Here is a 21,181-nt window from a genome sequence, read left to right on the forward strand (position 1 = left end):
AAGGGCAGGCACAAGTCAGCCAATGTAGCGGCTGACTGGACGATTGCCTAGTGGCGAGTGCTGGCCGGTATCAATCGGCGGCGCTGATAACGCGGGATTTTGTCACCTGGGCTGGCGCAAAATGGCAAGTAAACGTGCTGCCGTGGCCCGGTACGCTGCTGATTTCCATACGAGCCCGGTGGCGCAGCAACACATGTTTGACGATGGCCAGCCCCAGCCCGGTGCCGCCGGTGTTGGAGTTGCGGCTGGAATCGACGCGGTAGAAGCGCTCAGTCAGGCGCGGCAAGTGTTTGCTGTCGATGCCGATCCCCGAATCCTGCACGCTCAGGTGTGCGCCTTGATCGTCACCCCACCAGCGAATGCGGATATTGCCCTCGGCCGGGGTGTATTTCACTGCGTTGAACACCAGGTTGGAGAACGCGCTGCGCAATTCGGCTTCGCTGCCCTTGAGCTGAATCGTCGGGTCGGCTTCCAGGGTGATGTGCTGATTTTTCTGACCGGAAAGCTGCTGAGCGTCGCTTTTGATCGATTGCAACAGGCTGTCGATGGATACCGGCTGGTTGTCCGAGGGGTAATCGGTGGCTTCCAGTTTGGCCAGCAGCAGCAAATCGTTGAGCAACGTCTGCATACGCCCCCCTTGCTGCTGCATCTGTTGCAGGGCACGGGTCCAGCGCGGATTCACTTCTTCGACGTTGTCGAGCAGGGTTTCCAGGTAGCCGCAGATCACCGTCAGCGGCGTGCGCAGCTCGTGGGACACGTTGGCGATGAAGTCTTTGCGCATCTGTTCCAGCTGATGGATACGCGTCACGTCGCGCACCAGCATCAAGTGTTCGTTGTTGCCGTAGCGGGTGATGTACAGCTGAATACGCAGGCGATCATTGATCGGCGAAGGAATTTCCAACGGCTCGGCATAGCTGTCCTGCTCGAAGTATTCCTTGAAGCGCGGATGGCGCACCAGATTGGTCACTGGCTGACCACTGTCCTGAGGGGTCTTGAGGCCCAGCAAGGTTTCGGCGGCGCGGTTCCACCATTCCAGGTTGCCGTCGCTGTCGAGCATGATCACCGCATCTTTCAGCGCAGCGGTGGATTCCTGGACCCGGTCGATCACTGCTTGCAGGCGCCCGCGCACCCGTTGGTCGCGGCGTTGCAGGTGGTAGATGCTGTCGAACACTTCGCCCCACAAGCCATAGCCGTCGGGTGGTGCTTCATCGGGTTGGTGCTGGCGCAGCCATTCATGCAAACGCAGCAACTGCTTGAGGGTCCATGCCAGGTAAAGGCCCAGGCCCACGGCGAGGGCTCCAGCCGTAATAACCGGAAATCAGGCCAATCACCAGGCAGGCGGTGACCAGCAACAGCATGTGGCGAATCAGGGTGCCATGCCAGTTTTGGTTCACGGAAAAATGCGTCCTTGTCAGCGAGTCTGGCGGTCGGCTCAGGCCTTGGTGGAAAACCGGTAGCCGGTGCCGCGCACGGTTTGTACCAGATTTTCATAGGCATCGCCGAGGGCTTTGCGCAGGCGACGGATGTGCACATCGACCGTGCGCTCTTCGACATAGACATTGCCGCCCCCAGACCTGATCCAGCAACTGGCCGCGAGTGTAGGCACGTTCCTGGTGGGTCATGAAAAATTGCAGCAAGCGGTACTCGGTCGGGCCCATCTCGGCGGGTTTGCCGTCGATGGTCACGCGGTGGCTGATCGGGTCAAGCAGCAGGCCACCGACTTCGATCGGCGCTTCGCCATCGGTCGGGCCGGCGCGGCGCAGCACGGCTTTCAGGCGCGCCACCAGCTCACGTGGGGAAAACGGTTTGGTGATGTAATCGTCGGCGCCGACTTCCAGCCCCTGGATCTTGTTGTCCTCTTCGCCCTTGGCGGTGAGCATGATGATCGGGATATCCCCGGTCAGCTCATCGCGCTTGAGACGGCGGGCCAGCTCGATGCCAGAGGTGCCGGGCAGCATCCAGTCGAGCAGGATCAGGTCCGGTTTACGGTCGACGATAATGGCATGGGCCTGCTGCGAGTTCTCTGCCTCCAGGCAGTCATAGCCGGCCATTTCCAACGCAACGGCGATCATTTCGCGAATGGGCGCTTCGTCGTCGACGATCAGAATGCTCCTGCCAACCATGCCTTAATCCTCTTGTCATTTAACTGTCTTGCGCCGCATTAGATAACGGAATTATTGCAGTCGTGTGACAGTATTTTAGCCGTCCTGCGATTGTCGTGATCCTGAACTAAGCTCTAAGTCCGAATCCTGACAACCACAAGAGGAAGGTTTCCATGACTCACATTGCTCAATCCTGGAAGGCCCTGCTGGTTACGGCTGCGTTAACGCTGCCGTCCCTGGCCTTTGCCGCCGATCCGGCCATGATGAAAGACGGCATGATGGTCGACCAGAAGGGTATGACCTTGTACACGTTTGATAAGGACAAAGAAGGCCAGTCGATGTGCACAGGTGAGTGTGCAACGATGTGGCCACCGTTGATGGCGCCGATGGATGCCAAGCCCACCGGAAAATGGATGCCGATCAAACGCGATGACGGCACGATGCAATGGGCGTATGAAGGCAAGCCAATGTATGGCTACAAAATGGACACGAAACCCGGGGATACCGCGGGTGACGGTAAAGGCGGCTTCTGGCACATGTATCGGCACTGATTGACTGCAAAAAGATTGCACCCGTAGCAGCTGGCGAAGCCTGCGTTCGGCTGCGGCAACTGCTACAGATCAATCGCAGTCAGCGCGACGCGTAATCCAGCACAATCCCGACGAAAATCGCCAACCCCGCCCAGTGATTGTGCAAAAACGCCTGGAAGCAGCGCATCCGGTCCTTGCTGCGGGTGTACCAGAACTCCCACGCAAAACAACCCGCCGCCGCCAGCAGCCCGAGGTGGAACCAGCCGCCGAGCTGGAATTTCGAACCCGCCAGCAGCAAGCACCCCAACGCCAAGCCCTGCAGGGTCAGAATGATCACCCTGTCGGCGTCGCCAAACAGAATCGCCGTGGATTTCACCCCGATCTTCAGGTCGTCATCGCGGTCGGTCATGGCGTAATAGGTGTCGTAGCCTACGGTCCACAGCAGGTTGGCGATCCACAGTAACCAGGCCGTCGCCGGCAGTTCACCGGTCTCGGCGGTGAACGCCATGGGCATGCCCCAGGAGAACGCCGCGCCCAGCACCACTTGCGGGTAATAGGTGTAGCGCTTCATGAATGGATAACTGGACGCCAGGGCCAAGCCGCCCAGCGACAGCCAGACAGTTGCCGCGTTGGTGCACAGCACCAGCAAAAAGCTCACGCCCATCAGCACCGCGAAGAACACCAGGGCTTCTTTCGAGCTGATCTTACCGCTCACCAGCGGCCGCTGCTCGGTGCGTTTGACGTGGCCATCGACCTTGCGGTCCGCCCAATCGTTGATCACGCAACCACCGGCGCGGGTCAGCACCACGCCGAGCACGAAGATCACGACATTGGCCAGTGACGGCGAACCCTCACCGGCAATCCACAGTGCCCACAACGTCGGCCACAGCAGCAGGTAAATGCCGATCGGCTTGTCCATGCGGGTCAGCTGAATGAAATCCCAGGACCGTGGATTCAAACGGTTCAGGGACTTGAGCAGGCTCTGGTACATCAGCAATTCTCCGGATGGGCGCGGGCGGCGCTCCACAAGGTCGGCAGGAAAATCTCGGCCACCAGTACGCTCAAGGCGCCGCGGTCGAAACGCGAACGCCGGCCCCACAGTTCAGGCGCCTGAGCCTCCACCGGCAACCATGCTTGAGGATAATGACAAACCTCGATGGCCCGACGCTGAAAGGCCTGGTCGCAAAACAGCAACTCGCCCAGAGAGCGACTGCCCAGCTCATCCATGTGCAACCCATCGCCCTGCAACGCGCTACGCGCCGCCACGCTGCGGGCAAACACCCAGGCTTCACCGTGGCCGCGCAGATACACTTCGCGCACCCAGCCTTCGCTGCCTTCGGTCAGTTCCAGCGCGGCACATTCGTCGGCGCGCAGCGATTGCCAGCCTTCGAACAGCGGCGTGACGCTGAAACCGTCATTCGACAAACGGGTCAGGCGTCGGGTCAGCGACCCTTCATCGAACAACCAATTGAGCGTAGACGTGTCGGGGAGGGGCGTCAGTTGGCTTTGTGGGAGCCAGAGCAGCGTCGGGGAGGGGGCTTTTGAGTGCGGCACAGTGAGTCATTATTGGCAGCAAATGAGGCGGCGAGCTTACCATGTCAGGCGGCGAGTTTGATTGATCCGGCCTGCCGTTGCGCCGAACAGGCTTGCATCTGTCGGGCCCGATCAGTACAAAACGCCCTGAGCCGGACGGCAGCGCTTCACCCATCGACCGTTCGCGCCGGCAAAAGCCTGAATCCTGAGGAAGTACCTGAATGAAAAAGTGGCAATGTGTGGTCTGCGGCCTGATCTATAACGAAGCCGAGGGCTGGCCGGACGACGGTATTGCGGCGGGCACACCATGGCAGGATGTGCCGGAAGACTGGCTGTGCCCGGACTGTGGCGTGGGCAAAATGGATTTCGAAATGATTGAAATCAACTAAGACAAGCAAGGAGCAAGGAATGAACGCACCTGTCGTGATCGTCGGCACTGGGCTGGCTGGCTACAACCTGGCCCGGGAGTTTCGCAAACTCGATGGCGAAACCCCGCTGCTGTTGATTACCGCAGATGACGGACGCTCCTACTCCAAACCGATGCTCTCCACCGGCTTCGGCAAGAATAAAGACGCCGATGGCCTGAGCATGGCCGAACCGGGTGCCATGGCCGAGCAATTGAAGGCCGAAGTGCGTACCCACACGCGCATCAGTGGCATCGATCCTGGCCACAAACGCCTGTGGATCGGCGAAGAGGCGGTGATCTACCGCGACCTGATCCTGGCCTGGGGCGCGGAAACCGTGCGGGCGCCGATCGAAGGCGACGCGGCCGATGCCGTTTTCCCGATCAACGACCTTGAAGACTACGCCCGCTTTCGCGCGGCGGCGGCCGGCAAGCATCGGGTGTTGCTGCTGGGCGCCGGATTGATCGGCTGCGAATTCGCAAACGACCTGATTCTCGGTGGTTACGAGGTGCAACTGGTTGCACCGTGTGAACAAGTCATGCCGACCTTGCTGCACCCGGCGGCGGCCGCTGCGGTCCAGGCCGGCCTGGAAAGCCTGGGCGCGCGCTTCCACCTCGGGCCGGTGCTCAATCGCCTGCAGCGAGTGGCTGACGGCCTGGAAGCACATCTGTCCGACGGCCAGGTCATCCCTTGCGATGTAGTGGTATCGGCCATCGGTCTGCGTCCGCGCATCGACCTGGCGGCTGCTGCCGGGGTGCAGGTCAATCGCGGCGTAGTGGTCGACCGTCACCTCAAAACTTCTCATGCCAACATCTACGCCTTGGGCGACTGCGCCGAGGTCGATGGGCTGAATTTGTTGTACGTCATGCCCCTCATGAGCTGTGCGAGAGCGCTGGCTCAGACCCTCGCCGGAAACCCCACCGCTGTGAGTTATGGCCCGATGCCGATCACCGTGAAAACCCCGGTCTGTCCATTGGTGGTTTCCCCGCCACCACGGGGCGCGGAGGGCGTCTGGACGGTGGAAGGGCAGGGCGCGGACATCAAGGTGCTGTGCCGCGACAGCGCCGGCAAATTGCTGGGCTATGCCCTGACAGGCGCGGCGGTGATGGAAAAACTCGCCCTGAACAAAGAGCTTCCGCCCCTGTTGGCGTAAATACCGGTCGTTCTGTCGGAATCACCCCCTTTTTGTCCCCACAAAGGTCGCGGGGAGACTGGCGCGGCTCTTAAGCGCGTGCCATCCTCACTCCCGTCTGCCGCAGAGTAGAGCACCTGCGGCGCCTTAGGCGCTGTTCCAACGAGAACAGCACGGACATAACAACAAAAAACCGTCAAAGGGGCTTCACTAATGCGCAAACCAGAACTCGCCGCTGCAATCGCGGAAAAAGCAGACCTCACCAAAGAACAGGCCAACCGCGTTCTCAACGCCGTTCTCGAAGAAATCACCGGCGCCCTGCACCGCAAAGACAGCGTGACGCTGGTGGGCTTCGGCACCTTCCTGCAACGCCATCGCGGTGCCCGTACCGGCAAAAACCCGCAAACCGGTGAGCCGGTGAAGATCAAGGCCAGCAACACTGTTGCGTTCAAGCCGGGCAAGTCGTTGAAGGACAGCGTTAATCCGTAACACGCACCGACTTCCCGCATAGCGGGTGAGCGGGATAAAAAATGGGCACGCCAACGAGGTTGGGTGCCCATTTTTTTGTGGGTGGCGGATTAGCTGACGCGGCTTTGTTTCCTGGCGAGAATCGCTGCTATTTCCGGCTCATTCAGGTGATCCAGCGCGCGCTCTACCAACAAATGCACCCCGTCGGCCATGCGGCTGAGCGCCAGGGCTACGGAGCGGCGTGAACCGTCCACGTCGTCGGCGAGGTCGGCGGCGATGGCGCTGATGGACAAGATATCTTCCGAGGCATTGGCGAGGAGGGCTTCAGTGTTGATGCCCGGGCAGACGCTGAAGAGCTGGCCTTTGCGTTTCGGTGGCTTTGGTTCGGCTGGCGGGAAGTGGTGGTCGAGGGCGCGTTCGGCGGCGTCGTTGAGTTTTTTTGAATCGGGGCTTTCGTATGGGGAGACCGGATCGGTGTCCGGTGGGTTAGGTGTAACTTTGAACATGATCTTCAATTCCTTGAGTGATGCTGACACCACTTCGCCGACTAAACGAAGGGGAGGCAGCTGTACGCAGGTTAGTCGGACCGGGGAATTGAAGAAGCCGGCGCACCCAAAGGTGCCCTACGCACAGCTACCATCAAATGCAGGTAGGAAATACCTGTCTGACGGACGCTTGTACAACTTCAATTACCAGCGGGCGACTAAACCCGACCACTGACGATCAGTGACACGAATCAAGTTACCGACCGGCCCCAAAGCGTACAAGCCGGCGGATTCTGGCGTAGCCGTAGGCAACGACGCAAGGTGTTGTAGCTTTCACGACGTTACCTACAAGGCTTTTAAACAAGCACTGTCAGGCATTGGCGTGGGACCGACTGGAAAACCATTTTTGATCAGGATTGGGGGCCGCACTGTGTTCGGCAGCAACTGACCGAGGGCGTCGTAGGTAAAGAAGCGATGGATTCCTAGAGGCCTCGGTCGTGGTCAGGATTTTTTCTCTAAATAGAACTTCAAATATTTTTTTGGCCTTTCTTGAAAGGCTCGTGCCTTACCGAAGCTATAAGCATCGTCAAAGTATTTATAGGCCTGTGAATAATCTTCCAATTCAAAGTAGACCATTCCCAGGTTGATCAGCGGCCCTGTATCGATATCTGACTCTCGGCCATCCAGGGTCTTTTGCGCCCAATCTTTAGCGGTCTCGAAGTCACCGTTGTCGAAGTGCAGGTTGAAAAAAGAACCTGTGACCCATGACGACAAAGGTGTCCATTCAAGTTTTGGCTCAGGAAGCAAGTCCCATGCTCTTTGGTACAAGGCTTGGGCTTCATCTTTTTGTTTTGCTCATCGAGCTCATTGCCCGACGCCATGATGGCCATTAACTCGTCTGCCAGTTTGGGATTTTCATTGGCTAAGTCTTTCATATGATAGTTCTGCATTTATGGTAGACGTCCTGCTTGATACTTGATCGCTGTAAATGGCGTCAGATTTCTAACAGCCTACTCTAAGGTTTCCACTGCAGTCTCTCCTTCAAAGGTTTGGACGGCCGTTCGATAAATGACCGTCCAGCTATCCTCTGACGATCTTTTAAGAATATGTTTTGAGCCAAACACGTATATGGTGTCGCCAAGTGAAATTTTTTCTTTTATATGCTGTGCTGAGGGTGAGACTAAAAATTGATGTAAGAAGACCATGGGTAGGCCCTGATGATATAACCAGGCTGGTTCGCCCACCCATACAGGTTTTTCATTCAAACACAGGAACTCATTTTCTAGACGTTCTGTTAGCCATTTCTTTTTATTTTTTGGGGCGCCTTGCTCGACGTATTCGTTGTAAAGACCCCTTGCAAAATCTTCTGCACCTTCGGCTTCCATCGACGCGGATTGCTTTTCTGCGATCTCCATCGCAGCGCCCCAGAAAATGTGAAAATCGGTCAACCCGCTCATGTTTTCTCCTGTAAAGCTTGCTTTACCATTGTCCAGTGGTTTTTATAACTTTTACCAAGTCCCATCCTGTATGGCGGTACTTGTCCATTGACTCATGCCCCCAAGGTGTTGCTTTAGTCAGGTTCCAATCCTCGTGAGCGACTTTCGATCCGGCGCGTTGAGGAATGTACTGGTGGTTCAGTTCCATCGACACATCTATTCGAGCTGTCTTGCCGACACGCCCGAGCTGTCGGTTCCTTGCACTGTTGCGGTAGCGGACCTCGACCCTCATTCTCGGTGCTTTACCGGCCGCCATCCGCGCCAGGTTTTTTGCGGAATACTTGCCTGGCGGTGCTTTACTTGCCGCTTTTTTCCAGTGGCCTTTCCTTGCAGTACCCCAACATTTCCATCCCCATGGATCCACCCAGGCAATCGGATTCGGCGCAAATTGGTATAGATTGAGATCCCCTTCCAACCCAATCGGATCCGGCGTCGTAAACCGCCCCACATCCGGATCATAAAACCTGAACGTATTGAAATGCAGCCCCGTCTCCCGGTCCAGGTACTGCCCCTGAAACCTCAGGTTCTGTTCTTCAATGTAATACGGCTCGCGCACCTCTTCTAATGTGTTGCCCCACACCCGATAAGTTGCATGCCAGACGTTGTGGCCGTCCGCCTCGGTGAGTTGTTCCGGCAGGCCATTGAGATCGTTGTGGTAGTAGCGGATTTTTTGCAGCGGGCCGGTGCCGTCGACGCGGGCCAGGGGTTCGTAACCTTCGTCTTCGTAGAGGTAAAGGCTGGTCTGCTGATGGCGATGTTCCTGCAACAGACGCAAGCCGTCCCAAGTGAAGCGGGTTTCTCCCAGTGGATAACCCTTGCTGTCGTGTTCGGTCTTGGCGATGCGCCGGCCCAGCGGATCGTAGGTCATCCTGACCACGCTGCCGTTTTCGTTACGCACTTCAATCAACCGGCTTTCGGCATCGTAACCGAAGCGTTGCAGGCCCCGTTTAGCACTGCGTTTTTCGATCATCCGGCCAAACGCGTCATATCGATAACGCTTGTCCTGATAGGTCAGCAGTTTGTTGTGCACCACCAGCCCGGCGCCGGGTTGTGGGCCGTCCAGCAGGTTGGCGGCGGCGTCGTAGGCGAAGGTTTCACGCTGGCCGTGCAGGCTGTCCTGGCTGGCGATGATGCGGCCGGTGGCGTCGTAGTGCAGCAGTTGGCGGTGTTGCGTGGCGGGTTGCTGGTCGAGTTTGCCGATCAGGTTGTCGGCGGGGTCGTACTCGAAATGCTTCTGCACGGCGGCCGCCATCAGCGATGGCTGGCTGGTGTGTCGGCGTTGGCGTGCGCGCAAGCGGCCGCTGCGGTCGTATTCGCTGCGGGTGCTGAGTTGGCCTTGGGTGCGCAGCACTTCGCGGTGCAGGCGATCGCGTTCGAAGTCGCTGATGACCTGGCCGTCGAGGTTGATCTGGTGCAGGTGGCCGCTGCCGTAGTACAGGCGGTTGATCCAGCGGTCGTCGGGCAGTTGGGTCTGGATCAGGTTGCCGAGTTCGTCGTAGTGGTGTTGCAGGCTGCCGGCGGCGCTGTGTTCGGCGAGCAACTGGCCGAGGGCGTCGTAGGCGAAGCTCAGGGCTTGTGCGTTGCCCTGGTGGTCGGTGAAGGTGATGGCGGTGAGCTGGTCCAGCGGGTCGTAGGTGTAGTCGGTGCGGCCATCGTCGGTGATTTTGGCGATCAGCCGGCCGACGGCGTCGCGTTCCAGTCGGTGAACGATGGGAGCGGGGGGCGACTCGGGAACGACGGCCAGGCCGTTGCCATAAGGCGCCGGAACAGCTGTCACCGCCGCGACGTTATCCAGCAGGTCATAGGTGTAGCGCTTGGCGCTGCCATCCAGATCCTGTTGTTCTGTCAGCCGATCTCCAGCGTCCCAGGCAAACCGATAACTCTCGCCGTTCTCATTGGTCAGCGCTTGCAGTCGCCCGTAGCGGTCATACCCAAACTGCACCTGTCGGCCGTGGGCGTCGGTGCGCTGACGCACCTGGCCGCGGCGGTTGTGTTGGTAGAGCGTGGTGTGCCCGGCCGGGTCGGTGTAGCCGATCAACTGGCCGCTGACGTCGCGCTGATACTGCTCGGTGCGCCCGTCCGGCAATTGGCTGCTGAGCAACCGGCCCTGGGCGTCGTAGCTGAATTGGGTGCGTTCGCCGAGGGCATCGGTGATGGTTTGCAGATAGCCTCGGTTGTCGTAGCTGAACCGCGTCGGGTAACCCGAGCAATCGATGTGTTCGATCAATTGGCCGAACGGGTTCCAGCGCAGTTTTTTGCTTTTGCCGGTGGCGTCGATGATCTCGACGACCTGGCCTTGGGTGTCGTAGCGGTAGCGGGTGATGTGGCCCAGCGGATCAGTCTCGGCGATGCAATTACCGCGCTGATCGTAGCGATATTGCCAGCTGTTGCCTGCAGCATCGGTTTCCACCAGCGGCAAGGCCCAGTGCTCGAGCCATAAGGTCGAGTCGCTGCGGCCCAGCGGGTCGGTTTCGCCGATCAGGTTGCCAGCGTCGTCGTAGCTGTATTCGTAGCGCCCGCCCTGCGGGTCGGTCGCGTTGAGCAATTGGCGCTCGTCGTTCCATTCGAACTGCCAGGTCTGGCCGAGGTTGTCGGTGTATTCGGTGATCTGGTGCTGGGTGTTCCAGCGTCGTGTGCTGATGCGCTGCAAACCATCGGTGATGCGCGTGACACCGGCCTTCAGGTCATAGTCGAACTGGTAAGTGTCGCCCTCGTCGGTCCAGTGCCCGACCACGCGCCATTCAAGGTCTTCAACCAACGCCCATTCATAAAAGCACCGCAGCCCCGTGGGCAACTGATGCTCGACCATCCGCCGTCCGGCGTCGTATCTGAAGCGCCGTTGCACCTGGCCGGTGGTGTCGCGCACTTCGGCCAGGTTGCCGGCTGCGTCGTAGCCATAGCTGACGAGCACTTCGCGATGCTGGTCGGGATACACGCGTTCCACCCGAGCCACGCGGTCGCGTTCCCGAATCAGTTCGATCTGTATCAGATCGAAGGTGTCCCGCAGGCGCGCCAACTGTCCGGTTTCGTCATAGTCGAGGTGGATGCGGTTGTCGTTTCGATCACCGAGCTGATTAAGGCGCAACAAGGACGGATTACCGGGTGTGACGTCGAACAGCCGATACAGCCCGTCATCGCTTTCAATCAGCAACTGCCCATTGTGGTGCCGCCGAACACTGAGCCCTTCACCGGCACTGAACACCGCGCCACCCAGAGGAATCGAGCCCATATCGATGCGCCGGCCCTGTTCATCGGTGTAGACCAGCGTTTCGCCGCCCTCCGGGTGAGGCAGGATTTCCACGCATACCTCATAGGACACACTCCAACCCGCCCCGAACAACCCGTCGCGTCGCTCGTCGCGGCTGTTGTAGAAGCGCTGCCAATCGATCGGCAAGACGCCCGGCAGCACGAAATCCAGCTCTTCATCACCCCCCAGCACCTTGGCCCCGGTGGCGGCATGCACCGGGTTCGATGAGCCCATGGCGGCGTTGGCCATGGCCCCCATCGCGCTGCTGACGGCCATCGACGTCGCGCCGCCGATCAGCATGCACGGCAATTTGCTGAAGAACTTGCCCTTGCCACCCTTGAGCATCAGCAACGCGGTGACCAGGCCACGGGGGTCTTGCCGCTGCGGATCTCGCGCACACCACCACCGAACCGCCGCCAATGGTCACGTTGGAGGAAATCAGCCCCGACGATACGACCTTGGCATCGCAGGTGCTGCGGTCGCCGCTGCGCACGGCGGGCTGGCCGTTGATGGTGACCTTGTCCGAGCCCTCGGCCATGAACTGCGGCGGCATCGGCGGATGCTTCATGCAGACGAGCAGGTCCAGTGGCTTGGGCACCGCGCCGGGCGCCGGGGTGGCAACGGTGGGGCGCCACATCTGGGAGAAGAAGCTTTCGGCCATGTCGAGGTAACTGGGCTCGGCTTCCGGCTCGGGTGCTTCCAGCTCGGTACCGGCCGGCGCGACATGGGACGGGATTGCCCCGGCGGCCCTGGCAGCAGGGATGTTATTGGTGAGGGTGTTGGTGGAGCCGGTGAGAATGTTCGCCTGCACCGTGGGCGGAAACAGCGCGTTGCTGAAACTCTCGCACAGGTTACTCAAGCCCTTGTCGGCCCCGGTCTTGCTCATGGCGAGGCCGACAATCGTGCCCACCACCAAGCCGAGCACGAAGCAGCCCAACCCCCCGGTGACGACCGTGATGCCCGTGGCTGCCACCACGGCCGCCGTCGCCACCGCGGTGATCGCGATGTTCGCTGCCACCTCCAGCACGCCGCCAAGAATGTCGGCCATCATCGAGGTGTGGTCGAGTGCATCGCCCAGGCGGGCGGCCCAGAGTGCGTCAGACATGCGGGATGTTAATCCGACGTAAGTGTCTGACGGCTGCGTAATCGTTGTGCGGGTTGCGCAATTCGATGCCTTCCATTGCACCTTTCTCCTTGTTGGTTACGGCATGCGCATTAGCGCAGTCCTCAGGCGTTTGATCAGCTTCGGATTCTTGAGGCAATCGGCCGGCCGTTTGTTACCGAGGGCGGGCACTTTCTGTTCGATCCACCACAACCCTTCCTCAAGCCCTCTTTTACCGTTGAGGACGACCGCCATATCGAGGTAACCATCCATTACTTTGGCCAGTGTGCGGGCGTTGTCGTCGAGATAGTCCTCTTCGTATAACCGCACAAACACATTCCAATCGGAATCGCCGGGGTATTCGTCTTCCAGTTGTTCCATCTTCTGCGCTCATTGGCCGGGTCAGAATCATGACCTGAAGATCAACCATAAAAGTAATCAAAAAACCGTTCGAAATTTTCTTTCCCCAGTAGGGGGCTGACTTCCTTTGTGAGTAATTTCACGAACTTGCTGGAAAGCTCGTCATCGTCGTTATAGATCTCAAATATTTCGAATTTTCCGTGGACAACCTCAATCAATTTTGCAAGAGCGAAAAAGAAATCAGCCAATGAGTCGGCAATTTTGAAAGGCAAAGCCACGTCATAGCTGGCAAATACAGGTGTACCCTCAATGTCGGTAACAGCGATGACAGGTTTACCACCTCCGATATCATCCATGAATACTACAAAACTGGCTGGCCAGCGTGGGTTGAGCTGCGACTTGTTTGAATTGCCATCCCACTTGTAGCCCACTTGGTCATCTTCAAGGGTGTTCAGATCAAAAAAACGTATCGGAGTCAAACCTGTCTCTATCTCAACACCCACAGGCTCGTAGTTGTCATAGAAAAAGTCAGTTTCGACAGAGCGTTCAAGCGTTTGCGGCCATGTGGCGTTGACTTGGCCATTCTTTTCGAAGCTGCCCTCTGACTGAAACTTCTTGTGGATACGGCGCAGCTCTATTAGTGCCTTTTCTAACGCGCTCATGTTCGTTATTCCGAATAAAAACTCAAGTGACGCATTTAGGCTTGCCAAGCGTTTAATGCAGTGAATCAAGCGCCTTTATAGCTATTACCAACCGCTGTGCATTAAACGCTGCTTTTTATCTTAGTGGTACAGGTAAACGTCGGGTTAAAGGCCGCAGACTCTCACGATCCGTCCACAGCCCCGGAAATACTTCAAATTTCAAATCGTCACGGTTAAGTCCAGTATCGAAATAGCGGCACAATCTGTCGCTCAAGTCGTCGTCCCCCCACATGTTGGTAAGCTCATACTGTTCAATAGCATCGCGATTTTTTGAAAGCTTCAGATCTTTTTGACGCACGGGTGCCAAGCTGTAATCGATAGCGCAGTCTTTGCCGGTATCGATCAGGTCGGCACCGCGGAAGGGGAATCCACCTTCAAAGTTAACGTGCGGTCTTAACCAGTAACGTTCGTGGTCTGACAGGACCAGTGGAGTCGTAGGTTGTAGCTTTTCGACGGCAAGTCGTTGGGTAACGACCTTCCCTACAAAACCGCTAAACAGAATTTTACTGTCGGCCAGCACGAGATCGCTCCAGATTCCATTCACGCTTCTCACGTCGTAAAAACGCATGACGGAATTTTTGATCATCTGGCCTACGGTATATAAATCGTCTCGCAGTTTGAGGCTGACTAAATCGCCTTCCTTCCAGGTTATGCGTTTGGCCATGGGGCTCACTCCATCTTAATAATCATTAACGAATCACTCATGAGCAACGGCCTCCTCTGCCTTTGCTGACCCCTTTAGCGGCGGCTTTGACTCTGGCTTTGTTGGCGGCTTTTATACGTTTATCCAAGGCTTTGCCTGCCGGTGTTTTGGCCAGATGTTTATCAGCAGCAGCAAGATATTCTTTTCTTCGCGCATTACCTTGGCCCACCGGATTCTGCGCGTTGGCGGTGCCGTCTTTTCCGCCTAACCCTTCATAAACGCGTTGCTCCAGCCCACGGGTAACGTCCTTTCCGTCCTGGCCGTATGCTGTATGCAGGACCTGAGGAGCTTGACCACCAAAGCGATCAAAACTCGATCCATAGCGATAGTTCAGCACGTCTGAACCCACCTGTTTACCTTGCATGCTGGCATAGCCGACATAGGCTTTACCGGTTGCTTTGTCGACGCCCAGATAGGTGATATGGGTTGCCGTAGTTGGACTGCCCGCCAGCCCCCATGCATCACTCCAACCCATCGGGTTGGGGCCATACTGATAGAGGTTCAGACCGCCGGCGAGCCCTATTGGATCAGGCGTAATGAACCGACCAATGTCAGGGTCGTAAAACCTGAACGTGTTGTAGTGCAGTCCGGTTTCCCGGTCCAGGTACTGCCCCTGAAACCGCAGGTTCTGCTCTTCTATATAGTACGGCTCACGAGTCTCCTTGGCGGTATTACCCCAGACTCGATAATTGGCCTGCCAGATGCAGTGCCCATCGTGTTCCGTGAGCTCCTGCGGCAACCCATTGGGGTCATTGTGGTAGTAACGGATTTTTTGCAGCGGGCCCATTCCGTCAACGCGCGCCAGCGCCTCGTAGCTGCCGTCTTCATAAAGGTACAGGCTAGTCTGGTTGTTTCGGTGCTCCTGAAACAGTTGCAAGCCGTCCCACACAAAACGAGTGGTGCCAAGCGGATAACCATTCTTGTCTTGTACGGTTTTTTCAATGCGCCGACCCAAGGGGTCATACGCCATCTTGACGATAGTTTCACCCGCCGCACTCTGATTTCGAACTTCGATCACACGGCTTTCGGCGTCGTACCTGAAGCGCTGAACCCCTCGGCTGCCACTACGTTTTTCGATCAGTCGACCGAAACTATCGTAGCGGTAGCGTTTGTCCTGATAGGTCAACAATTTGTTATGTACTACCAGACCTGCCCCCGGTTGCGGGCCGTCCAATAAATTGGCCGCCGCATCATAGGCATAGATTTCATGCTGCCCTTGAATGTTGTCTTGGCTGGCGATGATTCGGTCGGTAGCGTCGTAATGCAAAAACTGTCGATGCGCAGTGCCTGCTTTTTGTCCGAGGCGCGCAATCAGGTTGTCGCTGGGGTCATAGTCGAAGTGTGTTTGTGTCGCTCCAGGTAATTGTCGCGGCTGGCTATTCGGGCGCCGCACGTATGAACGCAGGCGCCCGCCGCGATCATATTCAGTTCTGGTATTGATTTGGCCCTGTGTGCGAAATACCTCACGGTGCAGGCGATCACGTTCGAAGTCACTGATGACCTGGCCGTCGAGGTTGATCTGGTGCAGATGACCACTGCCGTAATACAGCCGATTGATCCAGCGGCCGTCGGGCAGTTGGGTCTGGATCAGATTACCGAGTTCATCGTAGCGATGTTTTAAACTGCCGCCCAAACTTTGTTCTTCGAGTGGCTGGCCCAGAGCGTCATATACAAAACCGAGTTTTTGTTCGCGGCCCTGGGTGTCTCTGAAAGTGATCGCGATCAGTTGATCCAACGGATCGTAAGTGTAATCAGTGCGGCCATCGTCAGTTATCTTGGCAACCAGACGCCCAACCGCATCTCGCTCCAGGCGGTGGACGATAGGCTTTTCGGGCGTTTCCGAGACAACAGCAAGCCCGTCACCATATTGCGTAGGCAACGAGACTACGCGGGTAATGCTGTTCAGAACGTCGTAATCATAGCGATGGGCGCTTCCATCGAGATCCTGTTGTTCAGTCAGACGGTCGCTGGCATCCCAGGTAAACCGATAATTTTCGCCGTTTTCATTAGTCAGAGCTTGTAGCCGCCCGTAACTGTCATAACTGAATTGCACCTGCCGGCCATGGGCATCCGTACGTTGACGAATTCGACCCCGAAGGTTGTATTGGTAATGAGTGGTATGACCTGATGGGTCGGTATGTTCCGTCAATTGACCACTGGCGTTACGTTGATAATGTTCAAAGCGACCATCGGGAAGTTGGCGGCTGAGCAACCGGCCCACTGTGTCATATGTGAAGGTTGTACGCTCCCCGAGTGGGTCGGTGATGACCTGAAGGTAGCCACGATTGTCATAGCCATACCGCGTCGGATAACCCGAGCAATCGATGTGTTCGACCAGTTGGCCGAACGGGTTCCAGCGCAGCTTTTTGCTTTTGCCGGTGGCGTCGATGATCTCGACGACCTGGCCGTGGGCGTCGTAGCGGTAGCGGGTGACATGGCCCAGTGGATCGGTTTCGGCGATGCAGTTGCCGCGTTGATCGTAGCGATATTGCCAGCTGTTGCCGGCGGCATCGGTTTCCACCAGCGGCAAGGCCCAGTGCTCGAGCCATAAGGTCGAGTCGCTGCGGCCCAGCGGGTCGGTTTCGCCGATCAGGTTGCCGGCGTCGTCGTAGCTGTATTCGTAGCGCCCGCCCTGCGGGTCGGTGGCGTTGAGCAATTGGCGTTCGTCGTTCCACTCGAACAGCCAGGTCTGGCCGAGGTTGTCGGTGTATTCGGTGATCTGGTGCTGGGTGTTCCAGCGCCGTGTGCTGACGCGTTGCAGACCATCGGTGATGCGCGTGACACCGGCGACGAGGTCATAGTCGAACTGGTAAGCGTCGCCCTCATCGGTCCAGTGCCCGACCACGCGCCATTCCTTTTCCTCGATGCAAGCCCACTGATAAAAACAGCGAAGGCCTGTGGGCAACTGATGCTCAGTCATCCGCCGCTCGCTGTCGTAAACGAAGCGGCGCTGTACCTGGCCTGCGGTATCGCGAACTTCTGTCAGGTTGCCTGACGGATCGTAGCCATAACTCACCAACACTTCACGGCGCTGGTCCGGGTAGACCCGCTCCACCTGACTGACTCGTGTCTGAAGGTAGATCAATTCCACCTGAACCAAGTCAAAGGTGTCGCGCAGTTTTACAAGGCGTCCGGCGTCGTCATAGTCGAGGTGAACCCGGTTGTCATTGCGATCACCCAGCTGGCTAAGACGCAATGCCGATGAGTTCCCAGGTGTTGCATCGAACAGTCGATACAGTCCGCTATCGCTTTCAATCAACAACTGCCCGTTAACGTGGCGTCGAACACTAAGCCCCTCACCCGCACTGAACACCGCGCCGCCCAGGGGGATCGAGCCCATGTCGATGCGCCGGCCCTGTTCATCGGTATACACCAGCGTTTCGCCGCCCTCCGGGTGAGGCAGGATTTCCACGCATACCTCATAGGACACACTCCAACCCGCCCCGAACAACCCGTCGCGGCGTTCGTCACGGCTGTTGTAGAAGCGCTGCCAATCGATCGGCAAGACGCCCGGCAGCACGAAATCCAGCTCTTCATCACCCCCCAGCACCTTGGCCCCGGTCGCGGCATGCACCGGGTTCGACGAGCCCATGGCGGCGTTGGCCATGGCGCCCATCGCGCTGCTGACGGCCATCGACGTCGCGCCGCCGATCAGCATGCACGGCAATTTGCTGAAGAACTTCCCCTTGCCGCCCTTGAGCATCAGCAGCGCGGTGACCGCCAGCCCCACGCCCGGGGTCTTGCCGCTGCGGATCTCGCGCACCACCACCGAACCGCCGCCAATGGTCACGTTGGAGGAAATCAGCCCCGACGATACGACCTTGGCATCGCAGGTGCTGCGGTCGCCGCTGCGCACGGCGGGCTGGCCGTTGATGGTGACCTTGTCCGAGCCCTCGGCCATGAACTGCGGCGGCATCGGCGGATGCTTCATGCAGACGAGCAGGTCCAGCGGCTTGGGCACGGCGCCGGGCGCGGGGGTGGCGACGGTGGGGCGCCACATCTGGGAGAAGAAGCTTTCGGCCATGTCGAGGTAACTGGGCTCGGCTTCCGGCTCGGGTGCTTCCAGCTCGGTACCGGCCGGCGCGACATGGGACGGGATCGCCCCGGCGGCCCCCTGGCAGCAGGGATGTTATTGGTGAGGGTGTTGGTGGAGCCGGTGAGAATGTTCGCCTGCACCGTGGGCGGAAACAGCGCGTTGCTGAAACTCTCGCACAGGTTACTCAAGCCCTTGTCGGCCCCGGTCTTGCTCATGGCGAGGCCCACGATCGTGCCCACCACCAAGCCGAGCACGAAGCAGCCCAACCCCCCGGTGACGACCGTGATGCCTGTGGCTGCCACCACGGCGGCGGTGGCCAGCGCGGTAATCGCGATGTTGGCTGCCACCTCGAGCACACCGCCGAGGATGTCGGCCATCATCGAGGTATGGTTGAGTGCATCACCCAGCCGGGCGGCCCAGAGCGCGTCAGACATGCAGGGTGCTCATCAGGCCGGAACGTCGAACAGCAACGAACTCTTGATGGTCGCCCAATGCGCGGCTTCGGCATCGCCGAGTTTTTCCGCCTTCACGTAGCTCAGGGCGAGCATTTTGCGGGTGCCGGGCAACACCAGTGCCAACTGGTATTGGAAGACTTTGTCGTTGCCCTTGTTGAACTGGCTGCGCAACTCGATGCCTTCGACTTCCTGGCCGGCGCCCAGGCGCACGGCGACGCCCGGTTGAAAGCGCAAGTCTTGCACTTGTTTTTCCAGGCGCTTGAGCTGGTCGTCGAAGTTGCTTTGCAGGGTTTCGCCCTCGGCCAGCAAGCTGCGGCTGACAATCAGCGAAGTGCCCAGTTCAGGGAACTTGAGGATGTTGATCGACGCGTCTTGCAGTTCGCCTGCCGGCAGTTGGAACTGGAATTCATTGATTCGGTAAGTCATGGAACACAGATCTCGTGATTAGCCCTTGGGCTTAGGAAACGCGGCATTGATGTTGGCGTCGATGCTGGCCTTGACGCCCTGGCCATCAGGCGTGGCGCCAGCGCCGCCGCCATTGTTCAGGTGCAGCACGCCGCCGGTGTTGATCTCGGCATCACCGCTGGCATAGAAGCTGATTTGCACGCCGGTCAGGTTGATCTGGCCGCTGGCATTGAGCTCCAGGATGCTTTCACCACAGACCAGCCGCAGGTTCTCACCCACTTCGATGACGTAGCTCTGGCTGATGCTGTCGGTCTTGCGCTGGCCCACCGACAGAATGTCTTCCTGCTTGACGATGCGCAGCCGATTGTTGCCGATGGTCACCGTCTCGTTATGTCCGATGCTTTTGTTGCGGTCGTGGCCCACCGAGTGGCTTTCATCCACTTCCACCACGATGTCCTGATTGCGCTCGGCATGGATGTACAACTGCTCGGCGCCTTTTTTGTCTTCCATGCGGATTTCGTTGAAGTTCGCCGGTGTGCCGCCCTTGCTCGAACGGCTTTTCATGCCGCTCTGGGTGGCGTTTTCCGGCAAGTCGTAGGGCACAGTTTGTTCCGCGTTGTAGACACGGCCGGTGATGATCGGCCGGTCCGGGTCGCCTTCGAGGAAACTGACGATCACTTCCTGGCCGATCCGCGGGATCTGCATCGAGCCCCAGTTTTTTCCGGCCCAGGATTGCGACACGCGAATCCAGCACGAACTGTTTTCGTTGGACTGGTCGTGACGGTCCCAATAGAAATGCACCTTCACCCGGCCGAACTGGTCGGTCCAGATTTCCTCGCCCTTGGGGCCGACCACCAGTGCAGTCTGCGGGCCTTTGACGATAGGCCGGTGGGTGTTGGGCAGGGGGCGGTAGCTTTGTTGTGCGTCGATGCAGGTCAGGCTGCTTTCGAACTGCGCCGAAGCGGCGATGCCACCGGTTTCCCCGCTTTCCTGAGAGATGTAGTAGCGGGCGCTGGCGATCAGGTATTCGCGGTTCTGGTCCTGGCGGGTGAAGCCCGTGAGGCTGAACAAATGACCCGATCCCAGGCCCCGGGCGTTGCCGGCGAACTCGACCTGTTCGTGCAACGTCTGCAAGGCTTCGATGCGGGTGCGGGCGTAATGTTCGCCGTCTGCGCTTTGCACATAGGTGCCGGGATAGTCATACAGCGGATAGTCGCCGGCGGTGTGCGGACGAGGCATGGCCGAGCGCACGTCAATTCGCGCGCTGGGGCGCTGGAAGTCATAGTCGTTGAGTTCCAGCGAACCCGGCTGGACTTCCTGGGCCAGGTGCCAATCGTGGATGTGATCGCGTTCGCGCTGTTGTTCATTTTTGGGGTAGTAGGGCACCGAAGCGTAGCCGGGCACGCTGGTGTGGGCGCCGTAGGCATCGGCCAGCACCAGCACGTGACGACCCTGTTCATGGCGGAAGAAGTAGTAGATCCCTTCCTGCTCCATCAGGCGGCTGACGAAATCGAAGCTGGTTTCGCGATACTGCACGCAGTATTCCCACTCACGATAGGGCCGGCTCAGGGCATCTTCGAAATCGGAAAAACCCAGGTCGCGAAAAACCTGTTTGATGATCTGCGGGATGGTCAGGTTCTGGAAAATCCGGCAATCGGATGTGCGGGTCAGCAGCCATAGCCAGGGCCGCAGCGTGGCCTGGTAACTGGCGAACTGGCCCTGGTCGACGTTCTGGCTGCAACGGGCAACGATGCCATGGAAATAGCGCTCGCCACCGCCATCCAGTTGCAGGCTCAGGCACATGGGTTTGCCCAACAACTGGTTGAGGTCGATGGCGTTGTCCAGCGAGTGCAGTTGCAGCTCATAGTTGAACAGCCGCCCCAGCTCTTCGCCGCCGCCCATGTCCTTGAGCAACAGCACATCCGGCCCCAGGGGACTGGTGATTTTTGCCAGGCGTGAGAGTTGCTTGAATAGCATCAGTTATCCCGTAAACGTTGTAATCGCCGCGCCGCTTTCCCCAGC

The 21,181-nt window shown here is 58.4% G+C and carries 14 protein-coding genes and 4 pseudogenes; 4 read left to right on the top strand and 14 right to left on the bottom strand.

Annotated features, from left to right (window positions below):
* Positions 1-70: 70 nt before the first annotated feature.
* Together phoR and phoB are read right to left on the bottom strand one after the other, a co-directional pair.
* A pseudogene (phoR, locus tag PSH65_RS00405) lies at positions 71-1,358 on the bottom strand (phosphate regulon sensor histidine kinase PhoR).
* Positions 1,359-1,432: 74 nt separating this feature from the next.
* Positions 1,433-2,123: pseudogene (phoB, locus tag PSH65_RS00410) on the bottom strand (phosphate regulon transcriptional regulator PhoB).
* 152 nt (positions 2,124-2,275) lie between these two features.
* Here phoB and PSH65_RS00415 point away from each other — a divergent pair.
* A complete protein-coding gene (locus PSH65_RS00415; protein WP_305424451.1) occupies positions 2,276-2,653 on the top strand; it encodes a hypothetical protein in 378 nt (125 codons plus the stop codon).
* Positions 2,654-2,732: 79 nt separating this feature from the next.
* On the opposite strand, the gene ubiA is transcribed toward PSH65_RS00415, so the two are convergent.
* Entirely contained in the window at positions 2,733-3,623 is an 891-nt protein-coding gene (ubiA, locus tag PSH65_RS00420; RefSeq protein ID WP_305424452.1) for a 4-hydroxybenzoate octaprenyltransferase, read from the bottom strand.
* Positions 3,623-4,186 (bottom strand): chorismate lyase, encoded by a 564-nt coding sequence (locus tag PSH65_RS00425; RefSeq protein WP_305424453.1) that lies wholly within the window; start codon positions 4,184-4,186, stop codon positions 3,623-3,625. Before PSH65_RS00425 ends, ubiA begins: the two co-directional genes overlap by 1 nt.
* A gap of 200 nt (positions 4,187-4,386) precedes the next feature.
* On the opposite strand from PSH65_RS00425, the gene PSH65_RS00430 reads away from it, so the two are divergent.
* From PSH65_RS00430 to PSH65_RS00440, 3 genes are all read left to right on the top strand, one after another.
* Positions 4,387-4,554, top strand: a complete 168-nt coding sequence (locus PSH65_RS00430; RefSeq protein WP_007896465.1) for a rubredoxin — start codon at positions 4,387-4,389, stop codon at positions 4,552-4,554.
* A gap of 19 nt (positions 4,555-4,573) precedes the next feature.
* A complete protein-coding gene (locus tag PSH65_RS00435) occupies positions 4,574-5,722 on the top strand; it encodes an NAD(P)/FAD-dependent oxidoreductase (protein WP_305424454.1) in 1,149 nt (382 codons plus the stop codon).
* 192 nt (positions 5,723-5,914) lie between these two features.
* A complete protein-coding gene (locus PSH65_RS00440) occupies positions 5,915-6,190 on the top strand; it encodes an HU family DNA-binding protein (RefSeq protein WP_003213368.1) in 276 nt (91 codons plus the stop codon).
* A gap of 89 nt (positions 6,191-6,279) precedes the next feature.
* On the opposite strand, the gene PSH65_RS00445 is transcribed toward PSH65_RS00440, so the two are convergent.
* The 10 genes and pseudogenes from PSH65_RS00445 to PSH65_RS00490 form a co-directional block, all read right to left on the bottom strand.
* A complete protein-coding gene (locus PSH65_RS00445; RefSeq protein WP_305424455.1) occupies positions 6,280-6,675 on the bottom strand; it encodes a DUF6124 family protein in 396 nt (131 codons plus the stop codon).
* Between the two features lie 480 nt (positions 6,676-7,155).
* Positions 7,156-7,461: a tetratricopeptide repeat protein gene (locus PSH65_RS00450; RefSeq protein ID WP_305424456.1), complete on the bottom strand. Its 306-nt coding sequence runs from the start codon at positions 7,459-7,461 to the stop codon at positions 7,156-7,158.
* 203 nt (positions 7,462-7,664) lie between these two features.
* A complete protein-coding gene (locus PSH65_RS00455; RefSeq protein WP_305424457.1) occupies positions 7,665-8,111 on the bottom strand; it encodes a hypothetical protein in 447 nt (148 codons plus the stop codon).
* 22 nt (positions 8,112-8,133) lie between these two features.
* Positions 8,134-12,502, bottom strand: a pseudogene (locus tag PSH65_RS00460) (RHS repeat-associated core domain-containing protein).
* Between the two features lie 96 nt (positions 12,503-12,598).
* Positions 12,599-12,880 carry a hypothetical protein gene (locus tag PSH65_RS00465; RefSeq protein WP_305424458.1) on the bottom strand — a complete coding sequence of 94 codons (282 nt, stop codon included), beginning with the start codon at positions 12,878-12,880 and terminating at the stop codon, positions 12,599-12,601.
* Between the two features lie 41 nt (positions 12,881-12,921).
* Positions 12,922-13,521 (bottom strand): hypothetical protein, encoded by a 600-nt coding sequence (locus tag PSH65_RS00470; protein ID WP_086946469.1) that lies wholly within the window; start codon positions 13,519-13,521, stop codon positions 12,922-12,924.
* A 115-nt stretch (positions 13,522-13,636) separates the two neighbouring features.
* Positions 13,637-14,224: a hypothetical protein gene (locus PSH65_RS00475; RefSeq protein WP_305424459.1), complete on the bottom strand. Its 588-nt coding sequence runs from the start codon at positions 14,222-14,224 to the stop codon at positions 13,637-13,639.
* Positions 14,225-14,261: 37 nt separating this feature from the next.
* Positions 14,262-18,733, bottom strand: a pseudogene (locus PSH65_RS00480) (RHS repeat-associated core domain-containing protein).
* Positions 18,734-18,745: 12 nt separating this feature from the next.
* The gene (locus tag PSH65_RS00485; protein ID WP_305424460.1) at positions 18,746-19,180 is read right to left on the bottom strand and encodes a DcrB-related protein; all 435 of its coding nucleotides are present in this window, start codon (positions 19,178-19,180) and stop codon (positions 18,746-18,748) included.
* A gap of 18 nt (positions 19,181-19,198) precedes the next feature.
* A complete protein-coding gene (locus PSH65_RS00490) occupies positions 19,199-21,136 on the bottom strand; it encodes a type VI secretion system Vgr family protein (protein WP_305424461.1) in 1,938 nt (645 codons plus the stop codon).
* Between the last annotated feature and the right edge of the window lie 45 nt (positions 21,137-21,181).

It is taken from the genome of Pseudomonas sp. FP603 (genome assembly GCF_030687415.1).
GTDB lineage: Bacteria > Pseudomonadota > Gammaproteobacteria > Pseudomonadales > Pseudomonadaceae > Aquipseudomonas > Aquipseudomonas wuhanensis.

Bases quoted from the DNA above. Each gene is read 5' to 3' on its own strand.
- PSH65_RS00465 (WP_305424458.1), bottom strand. From the start codon at position 12,880: ATGGAACAACTGGAAGACGAATACCCCGGCGATTCCGATTGGAATGTG.
- PSH65_RS00475 (WP_305424459.1), bottom strand. From the start codon at position 14,224: ATGGCCAAACGCATAACCTGGAAGGAAGGCGATTTAGTCAGCCTCAAA.
- PSH65_RS00470 (WP_086946469.1), bottom strand. From the start codon at position 13,521: ATGAGCGCGTTAGAAAAGGCACTAATAGAGCTGCGCCGTATCCACAAG.
- PSH65_RS00445 (WP_305424455.1), bottom strand. From the start codon at position 6,675: ATGTTCAAAGTTACACCTAACCCACCGGACACCGATCCGGTCTCCCCA.
- PSH65_RS00430 (WP_007896465.1), top strand. From the start codon at position 4,387: ATGAAAAAGTGGCAATGTGTGGTCTGCGGCCTGATCTATAACGAAGCC.
- PSH65_RS00440 (WP_003213368.1), top strand. From the start codon at position 5,915: ATGCGCAAACCAGAACTCGCCGCTGCAATCGCGGAAAAAGCAGACCTC.
- ubiA (WP_305424452.1), bottom strand. From the start codon at position 3,623: ATGTACCAGAGCCTGCTCAAGTCCCTGAACCGTTTGAATCCACGGTCC.
- PSH65_RS00415 (WP_305424451.1), top strand. From the start codon at position 2,276: ATGACTCACATTGCTCAATCCTGGAAGGCCCTGCTGGTTACGGCTGCG.
- PSH65_RS00490 (WP_305424461.1), bottom strand. From the start codon at position 21,136: ATGCTATTCAAGCAACTCTCACGCCTGGCAAAAATCACCAGTCCCCTG.
- PSH65_RS00435 (WP_305424454.1), top strand. From the start codon at position 4,574: ATGAACGCACCTGTCGTGATCGTCGGCACTGGGCTGGCTGGCTACAAC.
- PSH65_RS00455 (WP_305424457.1), bottom strand. From the start codon at position 8,111: ATGAGCGGGTTGACCGATTTTCACATTTTCTGGGGCGCTGCGATGGAG.
- PSH65_RS00485 (WP_305424460.1), bottom strand. From the start codon at position 19,180: ATGACTTACCGAATCAATGAATTCCAGTTCCAACTGCCGGCAGGCGAA.